This window comes from Kribbella polygonati, from assembly GCF_050320105.1.
Lineage (GTDB): Bacteria > Actinomycetota > Actinomycetes > Propionibacteriales > Kribbellaceae > Kribbella.
In genome coordinates this window covers 5,151,811-5,166,299 of record NZ_CP190129.1, presented here as the reverse complement: position 1 = coordinate 5,166,299, position 14,489 = coordinate 5,151,811, and the positions used below count along the sequence as shown (strand labels likewise).

Here is a 14,489-nt window from a genome sequence, read left to right as displayed (position 1 = left end):
CTTACATCTGGCTGAGGAGTGCGGCGATCGCGGTGTACCCGCGGTCGCGGGCGTGCTGCAGCGGGGTGACGCCGTCCGCGTCGGCGAGGTCCGGGGTGGCGCCGGCGTCGAGGAGGAGTTGGACGATCTGCTGCCAGCGGGTGGTGCCGTGGCCGAGGATGACGGCTTCCAGCAGCGCGGTCCAGCCGAGGTTGTTGACGTGGTCGACGTTGATGCCGGTCCCGATGACGCGGCGGACGTAGTCGACGTGGCCGCGTTCGCTCGCGGGGATGATCGAGATGCCGCCGAAGCGGTTGCGGAGGTTCAGGTCGGGCCCGGCGGGCAGCAGGGTCTCGAGCATCGCGACGCTGCCGGTGACGCCGGTCGCGAGCCACGCGGAGTCGAGGCGATCGTCCTGGGCGTTCGGGTCGGCGCCGAGACCGACGAGCAGCCGGGCGACGTCGACGTTGTCGTTCAAGGACGCGAGGAGCAGGGCGGTACGGCGGTTGCCGTCGCGGGACTCCAACGCTGCACCGGCTGCCAGCGCTGCCGCCGCGAGGTTCGCGTCGCCGGTCGTGGCGGCCTGCAGCAGCGCGGTCGTGGGGTACTCGGGGCGCGCGGTCCCCAGGACGGCGAGTACGTCGGACGTCGCGGCCTGGAGCGGCGTCGTGCCGTCGCGTTCCGCGGGCTTGTCCCGGTCGGCGCCGGCGGCGATCAGCAGCCGCACGGTGTCGACGTACGGCGGGGTGCCCTTGCCGAGCAGGACCGCTTCGTGCAGCGCGGTCCAGCCGAGGTTGTTCACGTGGTCGACCGCGACGCCGGCCCGGATGAGCGTGCCGACGACGGTGGCGTGACCGCGTTCGGCAGCGCGGATGAGCGCCGTACCGTGGTAGCTGTCGAGGCTGCGGATGTTCGCGCCGTGGGCGAGCGTGAGGTCGAGCAGGTCGGCGTACCCCTCGCTGGCGGCGATCAGGAACGCGCTCTGGACGGTGTCGTCGAGTGCGTTCACGTCGGCGCCCGCGGCGATCAGCCGGGCGGCCTCGGGGACGTCGTTCTGCCAGGCGGCGGCGATCAGCTCGTGGTCGAAAGGCATATGGAAAGTATACAGATCGACGGCGCCAAGAGCAGTCTGGCGCATCAGGAGGTTGAGTTGTATACATTGGAGCATGATTGAGCTGAGTGGTGCCGCGCTGCGGGATCTCACCTGTGACCAGGTCGTCCAAGCGATCGAAGAGCTCGCTGGGCTCGGTGGGCGGGTGCTGATGCTGCCGTCGCCGCGGGTCGCGAGCCCCGCGCTCGATCCCGGTGAGCTGCGCGAGGTGCGGGCCGAGGCCGACCGGCAAGGCGTGACTGTCGAGGTGGGCATCGGTGAGGTCCACCCCGATCGGCTGCGGATGGACGAGAAGGTCGCGCTGCTGGCGGCCGGCGAGGTGCTCGGGGCAACGGCCTTCCACACGTCGTTCGGCGTACTCGCGGATCGCCTCGCCGGACTGGCGAGTTGGTCGGAGCAGCTCGAGGTGGGACAGCAGGGCGTTCGCGAGCTGGTCGCGCGCGCCGAGCGTCCGCTCGTGATGCGCACCCACGAGGAGATGACGACCTTCGAACTGTCCCGGCTCGCGGAGAAAGCGCCGGGTCTGCAGGTCGGCTTCAGCCCGGTCAACGTCGTCACGCGCCTCGAAGACCCGCTCCGCGCCCTCGACCGGGTGGCCGACCTGGTCCACACGGTCTTCGTCGACGACACCTGGGTGGTGCGTACGCCGGAAGGACTCGCGCGCCGGCTCCGGCCGATCGGCGACGGCGACCTGCCCTGGCCGGAGATCGTCGCGCGGCTCGCCGGCCGACCGGTCGAGTACGTCCTCGACATCCACCGCGCCGAGTTCGACATGCCGCTGTACGACGACAACTGGCTCGCCCTGCAGCCGGACCTCGACGTACCGGAACTGGTCGCCGTACTGCGGTCCGCACGCGAGGCGGGTGCGCAGGCCGACCCGGCCGAGCGCGCGTCCTGGGGCCGGGAGCTGCTGCGGACGGCGGGGGTAGGGTTGGGCGACCGGAGCAGTTCGGAGTAAGGATGACGGGGTGAAGCAAACGTCCGGGCCGCGGTTGTCGTCGCGGCTGTACGAGGAGCTGCGGCGCGGCATCATCACGGGCGTGTACCCCCAGGGGCAGCGGCTGACCGAGCAGAGCCTCGCCGCGGAGCTGGGCGTGTCCCGGATCCCGCTGCGCGAGGCGCTGCCGCAGCTCGAGGTCGAGGGCTTCATCCAGAGCTTCCCCCGCCGCGGCGTGGTCGTCAGCCGCTGGACGGACGAGGCCGTGCACCACGTGTTCGACGTACGGATCGCGATCGAGGGGCAGGCCGCCCGGCTGGCCGCGCGGCGGGCGGCGGACGGCAAGGCCGAGCTCGACCGGCTGTGGGAGCGGCTGGAGGAGTCGGAGGCGCAGATCCGCGCCGGTGACGCGCTCGCGGTCGCGCAGGCCAACGCCGACTTCCACCAGGAGGTCGTCGCCGCGACCGGCAACGCGCTGATGTCGTCGCTGATGGCCGCGGTCGCGGGCCGGCTGGTGTGGATGTTCTACCTGTCGATCCGCAGCGACCCGAAGAGCCCGAGCCCCGAGCACCGCACCGTCACCCAGGCGATTGCCGACGGCAACGAACTGCTGGCCGAGTCGATCATGCTCGCCCACATCGAGTCCGGCCGCGAGCCGGCCCTGCGGATGCTGCGCGCCACCTTCCCCGACGCCTGACGAGCTGCGATTCCCTCCTCCCGAGGCCTTGACGCACGCCTGCCTTCTCCGCAAAATGTATACATTCCATAGCAACACCTCTCAGTGATCTTCTGCTATTTCAGAAGATCCGATCCGGCTGCGCCTTCATGAGGGGATCGAATGAATACAAAGTGGTTCACCGCTGGTCTACTGCTGGCGGTCGCCGTGAGCGGCTGTACGGCGGGCCGCGCGGCCTCCGGTGGTGCGGCCCAGGACGTGCTGGTCTGGGGGCACAAGGGCCAGGTGCCGACGCTGGACCCGGCCCGGTCCGACTACTCGCAGACGAACGACGTGGACCGGCTGCTGTACGACACGCTGCTCGACTACGGCACCGACGGGAAGCTCACCGGCCGGCTGGCGACGGCGTTCGCGTACTCCGCCGACGTCCGCTCGATCACCGTGAAGCTGCGGGACGACGTGAAGTTCCACGACGGTACGCCGCTGACCGCGAAGGACGTCGCGTACACCCTCGACCGGAACCGCAAGATCGGGCAGGGCATCGACACGATGACCAAGTCGTACGCGTCGACCACGGTCACCGGCGACCACGACCTGGTCATCAAGCTGAACAAGCCGGACACCCTGGTCCTCGGCGCCCTGAGCCGGGTGTACGTCGTCAACTCCGCGCTCGTGCAGAAGAACGCGGGCACCGACCTCGGCCAGTCCTGGCTCGCGAGCAACGACGCCGGCTCCGGCCCGTACACGCTCGGCTCCTCCGCCGGCGGCCGCGTCGAGCTCCACCGGTACGACGCGTACTTCGCACCGCGAGCAGGCCGCCCGAAGACGTTCGTACAGCTGCAGGTCGACGAGCCGGGCGCCCGGCGGGACGGGATCGTCGCCGGCCGGATCAACGCCGCCGACATCGACGTCCACGACATGAAGGCGGTCACGGACGGCGGCGGCCAGATCTACCGGTCGACCGGCAACGGCCTGATGTCGGTCTACTTCAACACGCGGTACGGCGCGGCCGCGAACCCCGCGGTCCGCGAGGCGATCAGCTACGCGTTCGACTACCGCGGCGCGCTGGACAAGATCGAGCTGGGCAACGGGACCCTGGCGAACGGGCCGCTGCCGCCGAACCTCGACTGCCGTCCCACCCTGCCGACGGTGCAGCAGGACCAGGCGAAGGCCCGGAAGATCCTGGCCGACGCCGGTCTGCACGACGTGAAGCTGACGTTGCGTTTCCAGCCGTCGTTCTCGGACCAGGCGCAGGTGGCGACGCTGTTGCAGTCCAACCTGGCCGCGATCGGCATCAAGCTGGCGCTCGAGCCCATCACGTTCCCGGCGTACCTGACGATGCTGAGCGACTTCAAGACGGTGCCGGAGATGATGCTCGCGACCGAGTCGCCGGCGTACCCGGATCCGGGCGTGATGTTGCTGCAGAGCTACAGCTCGAAGGCGATCGGCACCAACAAGACGGCGTACGAGAACCCCACGGTGGATGCGCTGCTGACCAGGGCCGCGGCCGCGCCGGAGGCCGGCGAGCGGTGCGACCTGTACCGCCAGGCGCAGACGCTGATCGCGGCCGACCATGCCGTGATGCCGATGATGTTGTTGCTCGGGGCAATTGGTTACACCGCCGACGTCGGCGGGATCGATCCGCACGCGGTGACCGGCGGGTTCGACCTGTACCGGCTCGAGATCCAGAAGAAGTGAGGCTCGGATGAGAAGAGCAGTGGCAGGCTGCGTCGCGGTCACGATGATCGTCACCGGCTGCACCGCCGGCCGTGGCGGCACCGCCGCCGGCAAGACCGCCAAGGACACCGTGGTGTTCGCCGACCGCGGCCAGGTGCCGACGCTGGATCCGGCGCGCTCGGACTACGTGCAGACCGACGCCGCCGACCGGATCCTCTACGACACGCTGGTGACCTACGACAAGCAGGGCAAGCTGGTCGGCGAGCTCGCCGAGTCGTTCGCGTACTCCGCCGACGTCCGCTCGATCAAGGTCAAGCTCCGCGCCCGCGCGAAGTTCCACGACGGTACGCCGGTCACCGCCAAGGACGTCGCGTACACGCTGGACCGGAACACCAAGATCGCGGGCATCGACATGCTGACGAAGTCGTACCGCTCGACAACCGTCGACGGCGACCTCGGCCTGACCATCCAGCTGAAGCAGCCGGACACGCTGTTCGCCGGCGCGTTGAGCCGGATCTACATCGTCAACTCGGCGCTCGTGCAGAAGCACGCGGGCAGCGACCTGGGCCAGTCCTGGCTCGCGAACCACGACGCCGGCTCCGGCCCGTACGCGCTGACGTCGTCCGTCCCCGGCCGGATCGAGACCCAGCGGTACGACGGCTACTGGTCGTTCGACGACGCGCGTCCGAAGAAGTTCGTCGAGCTCCAGGTGGACGAGACCGCGGCCCGCCGGGACGGGCTGGTCAGCGGCACGATCGACATCACCGGCGTGAACAGCCAGGACCGGCCGGTGGTGGAGAAGGCCGGGATCGAGTACCAGCCGACCGCGGGCGGCGGGATGGACGCGATCTTCTTCAACACCAGCTACGGCCCGACCGCGAACCCGAAGGTCCGCAAGGCGGTCCGGCTCGCGTTCGACTACGAGGGGTCGGTGGCGAAGATCGACGCCGGCGACAGCGAGGTCGCGAACGGGCCGTTGCCGTCGTACCTGCCGTGCCGTCCGGATCTGCCGAAGTCCAAGCAGGACCTCGGCCGGGCGAAGCAACTGCTGGCCGAGGCGGGGCTGAGCAATCTCAGGCTGACCATGACGTTCCAGCCGGCGTTCGCGGAGCAGGCGCAGAAGGCGACGCTGCTGAAGTCGAACCTGCAGCAGATCGGCGTCACGCTCGACCTGCAGCCGATCACGTTCCCGAGCTACCTGACGAAGCTGCGGGACTGGAAGCAGGTGCCGCAGCTGATGCTGCTGTCGGAGAACCTGCCGTATCCCGAGCCGGGCATCGAGCTGTCGCAGGTCTACAACTCGAAGGCAGTCGGCACCAACAAGGGCGCCTACAAGAACCCGAAAGTGGACGCGCTGCTCGACCAGGCGGCGACCGAACCGGACGCGGACAAGCGCTGCGAGCTGTACCGCACGACGCAGGAACTGATCGACGCCGACGACGTGATCATGCCGCTGAACTACGCCAAGAGCGGCGTCTACCACTCGCCCGGCGTGACCGGGGTGGACCGGATCGCGGCCGCCAGCGGCGTGGACCTCGGCTACGTCACCCTCAAGCGCTAGGCACCGCGATGAAAGTGATGGCGCGACTGATCGCGCAGCGGCTGATCGGCGCGGCGGGCAGTCTGCTGATCCTCGCGACGGCGATCTTCTTCCTGCTCAAGCTGGTCCCCGGCGACGAGGCGATCGTCGCCGCCGGGCCGGGTGCGAGTGCCGCGACGATCGCCGCGGAGCGGGCCCGGCTCGGGCTCGACTCGCCGGTGTTCGTCCAGTACGGGCGGTATCTGTGGCGGCTGCTGCACGGCGACTTCGGGGTGTCGAACTCCAGCCGCAGCCCGGTCGCGCACCAGATCGTGACGTTGCTGCCGGCAACCGCCCAGCTCGTCCTGCTGACTGTCTTCTTCACGGTGGTGATCGCGATCCCGCTCGCCTCGCTGTCGGCGTTCCGGACCTCCGGCGTGACCGACGCGGTACGGCGGATCGCGGTCGTCGCGATCGCCGGCGTACCGACGTTCTGGCTCGCTCTGATGCTGCAGAACCTGCTGGCAGCCAAGCTCGGGATCCTGCCGGTCGCGGGCACCCTCTCGGAGGGGCTCACGGTCCCGCGGGTCACCGGCGCGGTGGTCGTCGACGCCCTGCTGGCGGGCGATCCGCTGGCTGCGTGGGACGCGATCCAGCACCTCTTCCTGCCCGCGCTGGTGCTGGCGATCCCGAACATCGGGTACGTCTACCGCCTGGTCCGGGCGGAGCTGGTCCGCGTCCTCGCCCGGAACCACGTGATGGTCAGCCGGGCGGCGGGTCTGCCGGAGTCGTGGGTGATCCGGCGGCACGTCGTACCGCACGCGCTGACCCCGGCGATCATCATCCTCTGCGCCGAGTTCGGCGGGCTGTTCGGCGGGGCGATCCTGGTCGAGTCGATCTTCGGGCAGAGCGGCATCGGGTCGCTGATGATGAACGCCGTCGGGCAGAAGGACACCACGATGGTCGAGGGCGGCGTACTGATCATCGGCGCGATCGTCGTCGCCTCGAACCTGCTCGCCGACGTCATCCAGCTGATCCGCGATCCCCGGATCCGAGCCCGGGAAAGTGCAGGCACCCGATGAGCGAACTCCGCGGTTGGCGCCGCAACCAATGGGGCATCCCGCGGCTGCGCGGTCCCCGGCGGCGAGCGCCGTACTTCGACCTTGTCGTGGTCGGTGCCGTCGTACTGCTGCTCCTCGTCGCGCTGCTCGGGCCGTTGTTCGCGCCCGATGTGAACGAGTCGCACATCCTCGAAGCCCTGCAGCCGCCGAGTGGTGCGCACTGGTTCGGTACAGACCAGCAAGGCCGGGACGTCTTCTGGCGGTTGATCGCCGGGGCGCGGGTGACGATCCCGGCGGCGATCCTGGTTGTCTGCGTGTACGGGACGATCGGCAGTCTCGTCGCGGGGATCGCAGCCTTCGGACCGCGTTGGCTGGACGAGGCGCTGATGCGGCTGACCGACGTCGTACTCGCGTTTCCCTCGCTGGTGTTCGCACTGGCGGTCGCGGCGGCGCTCGGGCCGAGTCTGCAGTCGACGATCATCGCGCTGGCCGTCACAGGTTGGCCGCTGACCGCCCGGCTGCTGCGCGGCACGATCCGTGAGACCACGGCCCTGCCGTTCGTCGAGGGAGCGACCGCGCTGGGCGTGAGCCGGCTGCGGCTGATGCTGGTCCACGTCCTGCCCAACTCGTTGCCCCCGCTCCTGATCAAGTGGGCCGCCGACGTCGGTACGACGATCCTCGCGATCGGCGGGCTGTCCTTCATCGGCGCCGGCGCGCAACCGCCGTCGCCGGAATGGGGCGCGATGGTGAGCAGCGCGCAAGGGCTCGTCTCCAGCGCCTGGTGGGCCGCGTTCTTCCCCGGTCTCGCGATCGCGCTGACCACCACCGCGTTCGGGCTGTTCGGGGACCTGCTGCACGCCCGGAGCGACTCGTCCGTGAAACTGCCGACCCGAGCGAGGCGATCATGAGCGAACTACTGGCCGTCGACGGTCTGACGATCAAGGTCCCGGCCGACGACGGTACGGCGGTCACGCTGGTCGACGGACTGAGCTTCACGGTCGGCGCCGGCGAACGGGTCGCGATCGTGGGCGAATCGGGCTGCGGGAAGTCGGTGACGGCGCGCGCGATCATGCAGCTCGACGCCGCCGCCGAGCTCGGCGGCAGCATCCGCTGGCGGGACCGGGAACTGATCGGCTTGAACCCACGGCAGTTGAGCAAGGTCCGCGGCGCCGAGATCGGGATGATCTTCCAGGACCCGCTCAGCGCCCTCGACCCGACGATGCCGATCGGCGAACAGGTGGCCGAGCCGTTGGTTGCCCGGGGCACCCGTCATGGCGCGGCCCGGTCCCGCGCGCAGGCGTTGCTGACCGATCTCGGGGTCGCGGACGCGGCCCGGCGGATGAAGGCGTACCCGCACGAGTTCTCCGGCGGGATGCGGCAGCGGGTGGTGATGGCGCTGGCGCTGATCAGCGAACCGAGTCTGCTGATCGCGGACGAGCCGACGACCGCGCTGGACGTCCGGGTACAGGCACAGGTCCTCGAACTGCTGGCGGACGTGGTCGCGGCGCGTGGATTGGCGCTGATCCTGATCACCCACGACTTCGGGGTGGTCGGCACGATGACCGAGCGGGCGCTGGTGATGTACGCCGGCCGGTTCATCGAGTCGGCACCCGTGGACGACCTGCTCGGGCATCCCGTGCACCCGTACACCGACGGCCTGCTGGGCGCCGTACCGCGGGTCGACGGGCCGCTGCAGGAACGGCTGGTCGCGTTGCCGGGCATGCCGCCCGCGCCGACCGAGCGTGCTGACGGATGTGCGTTCCGGCCGCGGTGCCGGTACGCCGTCGAGCGGTGCGAAACCGACGTACCGGAGCTGGGTCCGCGTCGTGACGGAGGGCTGGTGGCGTGTCACCGGGCCGGTGAGCTGGAAGGACAAGCGCGTGCTTGAGGTACGGGGCATCTCGAAGACGTTCAGGCGCTTCGGCAAGCCGCCGGTGCGGGCGATCTCCGACGTCAGCCTCGACGTCGGCGCGGCCGAGACGGTCGGCCTGGTGGGCGAGTCCGGTGCCGGGAAGTCGACCGTACTGCGGTGCCTGCTCGCGCTGGAGCGCCCGGATCAGGGCAGCGTGGTGTTCGACGGCCGCGCCGTCGCGGAGCTGCGGGGCAAGGAGCTGGCGGCGTACCGTCGTCGGGTGCAGGTCGTGTTCCAGGATCCGGCCGGGAGTCTCAATCCGCGGATGACGGTCGCGCAGCTGGTCGGCGAAGGGATGCTCATCCACCAGCGGTGCGCGCGCGGCGAAGTACCCGATCGGGTCGCCGAGCTGCTGGCCAAGGTGGGGTTGTCGGCGGCGGTGATGGACCGGCGGCCGCCGTCGTTCTCCGGCGGTCAGCTGCAGCGGATCGCGATCGCCCGGGCGCTGGCCGTCGAGCCGCAGGTGCTGATCTGCGACGAGCCGGTGTCGGCGCTGGACGTGTCGGTGCAGGCGCAGGTACTGAACCTGCTCGCCGACATGCGCGAGCAGCTCGGGTTGTCGATCCTGCTCGTCTCCCACAACCTCGCGGTCATCCGGTACCTGTGTTCGCGGGTCTTCGTGCTGCAGCACGGGACGATCGTGGAGGCGGGCAGTCGCGAGCAGATCTTCGACCGGCCGCAGCACGAGTACACCCGGGACCTGCTCGCGGCGGTGCCGCGTCCCCGGACCACCACAACGGAAGGGCAGTCATGCTGAACCCGGACCGGCAGGCCACCGTGGCCGGCAGTCATCACGTGTCGGCGGCGAACTTCTGGCCGGAGGTGGTTGCGACCGGCAACTTCCCGGACCGGGTGCACCTGATCGACTCGACGATCCGCAAGACGTACTTCACCGCGGGCAACGCGGCCACCCCGGCCGGGTACGTGCGGATCGCGGAGGCGCTGGTGGAGCTCGGGGTCGAGACGACCTGCCTGAACGTGACGTTCGGCGGCTCCGATCAACCGACGCCGCAGGACTGGGCGCTGATGGAGACGATCCTGGGCGCGGACCTGCCGCTGGAGGTGAACGTATGGTCGGACGTGTTCCTCGGCAACGGGCGGGACGAGGGCAAGCTCGATCCGCTGGCGGCGCTGCATCGGTTCGTCGACGCGGGGGCGCGGATGATCGCGCCCGGGATCGTCCCGGCGCCGGACCGGGACGCGGAGGCGCGGCAGGCAGACCAGTTGGCGGCGTACGTCGCGGAGGCCGACCGGCTCGGGGTGACGACGACGCTGACGCTCGCACAGGTCGGGCTGCGGGACTTCGACCAGTTGGTCGCGGCCTGCCGGCAGGCGGTGGGGCTCGGGGTGACGCGGCTGGATCTGATGGACTCGACCAGTTCGATGGGGCCGGAGGCGATGCGGGCGTTCGTCCGGAGGTTCCGGGACGGGGTCGGGCGCGACGTACGGGTCACGATGCACATGCACGACGAGTTCGGGCTGGCCACCGCGGGGGCGCTCGCGGCGGCGAGCGAGGGGGCGCATCCGGACGTGTCGGTGAACGGGATGTCGTACCGGTGCGGGTTCGCGCCGCTGGAGGAGGTGGCGCTGGCCTTGGAGGTCCTGTACGGCGTCGACACCGGGTTGCGGCTGGATCGGTTGGCGCACGTGTCGAAGGTGGTCGCGGAGGAGTCGCAACTGCCGGTGCCGGCGTTGAAGCCGTTGACCGGGACGTATGCGCACCTGAAGCACATGCCGGGCGATGCCGCGGCGGCGATCCGGACGGGGCAGGACGCGTTTCCGCCGGTGAGCCATGGGCTGGTGCCGGCGCGGATGGGCGCCGAGGTCAGCTGGGTCTGGGGCAGCTTCAGCTCGGACGACCTGACCCGAGCCCTCGCGGAGCACTGCTCCCTCACGCTGACCGACGACGAGGTCCCGCTGGTCCGCGCCCGCCTGGACGCCGCGGTCGCCGCACGAACCACCTACCCCCGGTGGCTCGAGCCGGCCGAGGCAGCGGGTCTGTTGCGCGCGACGGTGGCCGAGTTACGTGGCGAGCCGGAGCCGATGACTGTCGAGGCGACTCTGATCGGACGACTGCACGGGAAGGGTACGGATGACTGAGGGCTGGTGGCTCGATCGGGTCGGCCTGGAGGCGGCGATCGTGGAGCGGGCCGACGGGGCGTACGAGACGCGGGTCGACGTCAGCGCCGTACGGATCGAGGACGGCGTGATCGTCGACGTACGCCGTGGTGAACGCGCACCTGGCGACGGGCGAAGGGTCTTCGACGCGGGCGGGATGCTGTTGATGCCGGCGCTGCGGGACATGCATATCCACCTGGACAAAACGTTCTATGGCGGTCCGTGGCGCGCGCCGATCCCGGGGCGGTCGTGGCTGGCGGAGGAGGAACGCCTGCTGCCCGAGATGTCGGAGCAGATCCCGGTCCGCAGCAACGCGATCCTCGACCTGCTCATCTCCAAGGGCACCACCGAGGTAGCGGCGCACTGCAACGTCGACCACATCGTCGGGACCCGGAACGTCGAGCGGCTCCTCGACGTACTGCGGTCCCGCGCCGACGTCGACTGGACGGTGATCGCGTATCCGCAGCACGGCCTCCGCGACGGCACGATCGCGCCGCTCCTGGAGGAGGCGCTCGGGCTCGGCGCGACCGTTGTCGGAGGCATCGATCCGGCGCGGATCGAGGGCGACGTGGCGAAGGCGCTGGACGTGACGTTCGGGCTGGCCGTCGCGCACGGCGCCGGTATCGACTTCCATCTGCACGATGGGGGCAGCCTCGGGTTGTACGAGATCTCGCAGATCCTCTCGTACGTCGAGCGGACGGGCTGGCAAGGAAAGGTTGCCTTGAGCAACGCAAACGCGCTGTCCGGGGCCTCGCCGGACACCGTCCGGGCGTTGGCCGACCGACTGGCCGCCGCGCGGGTGAGCGTCGGTACGACGGTAGGCGTCGGCGGCTCGCTGCTCCCGTTCGCGGCGCTGGAGCAGGCCGGTGTCGAGGTGACCCTTGGCAGCGACAGCATCATGGACATCCTGACGCCGTTCGGGCCGGGCGATCTGGTCGAGCAGCTGTGGATCCTCGCCCAGCGCACCGGCGCGTACGACGAGTGGGGCATCGCGCGGACCCTGCACTACGCGGCGGGCGACGCCGGCCGCTGGCGGGCCGACCGTACCCGCGCCTGGCCGGCTGCCGGCGACCAGGCGAGCTTCTTCCTCACGCCCGCGACGTGCTCCGCCGAGGCGATCGCCCGGCGGACACCCAGGCGGTACGTCTTCCACCGCGGCGTGCAGGTGTACGCCGGAAAGGACCTGTGACCTGTGATCATCCAGAACGTACTGCTGCCGCATCGCACCGGCCGGTACGACGTACTCGTCGACGGCGGGACCGTCTCCGCGATCGCCGACAGCATCGAGGCGCCGCCCGGCGTACCGGCGATCGACGGGACCGGCAAGGTGCTGCTCCCGGGGTTCGTCGACGCGCACTCGCATCTCGACAAGTCGATGCTCGGCCGGCCCTGGTACTCGCGGCAGCCGCGGGACCTGGACCAGCTGCTCGCCGACGAGCGGGCGATGCGGAGCGCGCCGGACTGGGACGCCGCGACGCAGATCCGGCGGAACGCCGAGGTGATGGTCGCGAACGGCGCGACGCACACGCGGGCCTTCGCGGACGTGGACACGGAGATCGGGCTGAGCGGCGTCGAAGGGATGCTACAGGTCCGCGACGAGCTGCGGGACTCGCTCACGATGCAGGTGATCGCGTTCGCGCAGAGCGGGGTAAGTGGCCGGCCGGGGACGGCGGAACTGCTCGACGCGGCACTGGCCGCGGGGGCGGACGTCGTCGGCGGGATGGATCCGTGTTCGTACGAACGGGATCCCGTCGAGCATGTCGATCTGATCTTCAAGCTGGCCGAGCGACATGGCGCCGGAGTCGACATCCACCTGCACGAGCACGGGGAGCTGGGGGCGTTCTCGGCGAGCCTGATCATCGAGCGGGCGAAGGCGGTCCAGTTGCCGCGGCCGGTGGTGATCAGCCATCCGGACTTCCTCGGGTCGGTGTCCGCGGACCGGGCCGCGCGGATCATCGACGACCTGGCCGAGGCCGGGATCGGTGTGACCACGTGCGTGCCGTCCGGTGGGCCGATGCCGCCGGTGAAGGCGCTGGCCGAGGCGGGTGTCGCGGTCGGGGTCGGTTGCGATGGGCAACTGGATTCGTGGGGTCCGTTCAACCGGTCGGACATGGTGCTGAAGGTGTATCTGCTGGCGTGGCGGTGCGGGTTCGGTGGCGACGAGGACCTGCAGCTCGCCGTGGACCTCGCGACGTCGGGGCGGGTGATGGGGCTGCCGGACCACGGAGTCCGCGAAGGTTCCGCCGCCGATTTCGTGCTGTTGCCGGGTGCAACGGTCGGAGAGGCGGTCGTCGGACTGCCCGCCGAACGGGTGGTCGTCAAGGCAGGTCGTGTGATTGCGGAGGAGGCCCGCGATGTCCGGTGAACCGATGGCTGTCGATGCTGTGCAGGTGCCGCTCGGGCATTCCAAGGACGTGTCCGGGCTGGCCCAGCTGGTCGCCGACGGCCGGCTGCGGCCCGACGAAGTGGTCGCGGTGACCGGCAAGACCGAAGGCTGCACTCCTGGTGAGACCAGCCGGGTCGATGCCGATCAGGCGATCCGCGGCTTCCTGTCCGAGCACGGCACCCGGTCCGACGACCAGATCGCGCAGCTCCCGATGGTCTTCACCTCGGGTGGCATGGGCATCCTCACGCCGCAGCTCGTGGTCTACAGCCGACGGCCCGCGGAACCCGCCGCGGACGGTGGTCCGCGCCTCGACCTCGGGACGGCCCGGACCGCGCAGATGCGGCCGGAGTGGACCGGTACGTCGCGCGTGATCGAGGAGACCGCGGCCGCCGTCCGGGCCGCGGCCGCCGAGGCGGGGATCGAGCCGGAACTGGCGGAGTACGTGATCGGAAAGGCGTATCACGTTCCGCAGGAGGTGTTGGCGGCGGCGCGGGCCGACGGGCTGGCGATTCCGGCGTACGACGACTACGCGCTGTTCCGCCGGACGAGCGGGAGTGCGGCGCTCGGCATCGGTACGGCGGTCGAGGGCCTGCCGGTGCTCGACGGGGACGAGGTCGGCGTCCGGATGGACGTGTGGACCGGCCGCGCCTCGGTCTCCGCGAACGAATGGGAAGGCGCCGCGGGTGGACCGGACACCCAGCTGATCCTGCTCGGCAACCGCGCCGGCGCCGGCGGACGGCTGCGGGTGGGTCATGCGGTGGTCGCCGACATGCTCGACGTCGACGCCCTCCCACGCGCCCTCCGCCGCGCCGGACTGGACGTCGGCACCGGCCCGCTCACCCCCGAGCAACGCGCCCGCGTGATCGCCGTCTACGTCAAGATCGGCCCGCCCCCGAACGGCCTCCTCCGCGGCCGCCGCCTGGTCGTCGAAAACCCGGCGTACGGCACCGAGGTCAAAGCCGCCGTGGCCGGCATGTTCGCCGGCTGGCTCCAGGACAACCTCATCTGGATCTCCGGCTCCGCCACCCACCAAGGCCCCGTAGGCGGCGGCACCCTCGCCGCCGTGATCGACGTCGGCGACTAGCTGTCGGGTGTTCTATGGCTAGGGGCTGG

Annotated in this window: 13 protein-coding genes; 12 read left to right on the top strand and 1 reads right to left on the bottom strand. The window is 70.4% G+C overall.

Annotation, left to right across the window (positions count from 1 at the left end):
* Position 1: 1 nt before the first annotated feature.
* Positions 2-1,072: an ankyrin repeat domain-containing protein gene (locus ACQHIV_RS24450; protein ID WP_427885447.1), complete on the bottom strand. Its 1,071-nt coding sequence runs from the start codon at positions 1,070-1,072 to the stop codon at positions 2-4.
* 73 nt (positions 1,073-1,145) lie between these two features.
* Here ACQHIV_RS24450 and ACQHIV_RS24445 point away from each other — a divergent pair, with 73 nt between their 5' ends.
* From ACQHIV_RS24445 to ACQHIV_RS24390, 12 genes are all read left to right on the top strand, one after another.
* Entirely contained in the window at positions 1,146-2,048 is a 903-nt protein-coding gene (locus ACQHIV_RS24445) for a hypothetical protein (protein WP_427885445.1), read from the top strand.
* Between the two features lie 10 nt (positions 2,049-2,058).
* Positions 2,059-2,724, top strand: a complete 666-nt coding sequence (locus ACQHIV_RS24440; RefSeq protein ID WP_427885443.1) for a GntR family transcriptional regulator — start codon at positions 2,059-2,061, stop codon at positions 2,722-2,724.
* Positions 2,725-2,865: 141 nt separating this feature from the next.
* A complete protein-coding gene (locus tag ACQHIV_RS24435; protein ID WP_427885441.1) occupies positions 2,866-4,401 on the top strand; it encodes an ABC transporter substrate-binding protein in 1,536 nt (511 codons plus the stop codon).
* A gap of 7 nt (positions 4,402-4,408) precedes the next feature.
* Positions 4,409-5,941, top strand: a complete 1,533-nt coding sequence (locus ACQHIV_RS24430; RefSeq protein ID WP_427885439.1) for an ABC transporter substrate-binding protein — start codon at positions 4,409-4,411, stop codon at positions 5,939-5,941.
* Positions 5,942-5,958: 17 nt separating this feature from the next.
* Positions 5,959-6,981: an ABC transporter permease gene (locus ACQHIV_RS24425; RefSeq protein WP_427885437.1), complete on the top strand. Its 1,023-nt coding sequence runs from the start codon at positions 5,959-5,961 to the stop codon at positions 6,979-6,981.
* Positions 6,978-7,868, top strand: a complete 891-nt coding sequence (locus ACQHIV_RS24420; protein ID WP_427885435.1) for an ABC transporter permease — start codon at positions 6,978-6,980, stop codon at positions 7,866-7,868. Before ACQHIV_RS24425 ends, ACQHIV_RS24420 begins: the two co-directional genes overlap by 4 nt.
* The gene (locus ACQHIV_RS24415; protein WP_427885433.1) at positions 7,865-8,848 is read left to right on the top strand and encodes an ABC transporter ATP-binding protein; all 984 of its coding nucleotides are present in this window, start codon (positions 7,865-7,867) and stop codon (positions 8,846-8,848) included. Before ACQHIV_RS24420 ends, ACQHIV_RS24415 begins: the two co-directional genes overlap by 4 nt.
* Positions 8,841-9,629, top strand: a complete 789-nt coding sequence (locus ACQHIV_RS24410) for an ABC transporter ATP-binding protein (RefSeq protein ID WP_427885431.1) — start codon at positions 8,841-8,843, stop codon at positions 9,627-9,629. The genes ACQHIV_RS24415 and ACQHIV_RS24410 overlap by 8 nt, the downstream gene beginning before the upstream one ends.
* Positions 9,623-10,972 (top strand): hypothetical protein, encoded by a 1,350-nt coding sequence (locus tag ACQHIV_RS24405; protein ID WP_427885429.1) that lies wholly within the window; start codon positions 9,623-9,625, stop codon positions 10,970-10,972. The genes ACQHIV_RS24410 and ACQHIV_RS24405 overlap by 7 nt, the downstream gene beginning before the upstream one ends.
* Positions 10,965-12,179, top strand: a complete 1,215-nt coding sequence (locus ACQHIV_RS24400; RefSeq protein WP_427885427.1) for an amidohydrolase family protein — start codon at positions 10,965-10,967, stop codon at positions 12,177-12,179. Before ACQHIV_RS24405 ends, ACQHIV_RS24400 begins: the two co-directional genes overlap by 8 nt.
* A gap of 3 nt (positions 12,180-12,182) precedes the next feature.
* Positions 12,183-13,355, top strand: coding sequence for an amidohydrolase (locus ACQHIV_RS24395; protein WP_427885425.1), 1,173 nt, complete (start codon positions 12,183-12,185; stop codon positions 13,353-13,355).
* Complete coding sequence (locus ACQHIV_RS24390) at positions 13,345-14,460, top strand: ring-opening amidohydrolase (RefSeq protein WP_427885423.1); 1,116 nt, start codon at positions 13,345-13,347, stop codon at positions 14,458-14,460. Before ACQHIV_RS24395 ends, ACQHIV_RS24390 begins: the two co-directional genes overlap by 11 nt.
* The last annotated feature ends 29 nt before the right edge of the window (positions 14,461-14,489 follow it).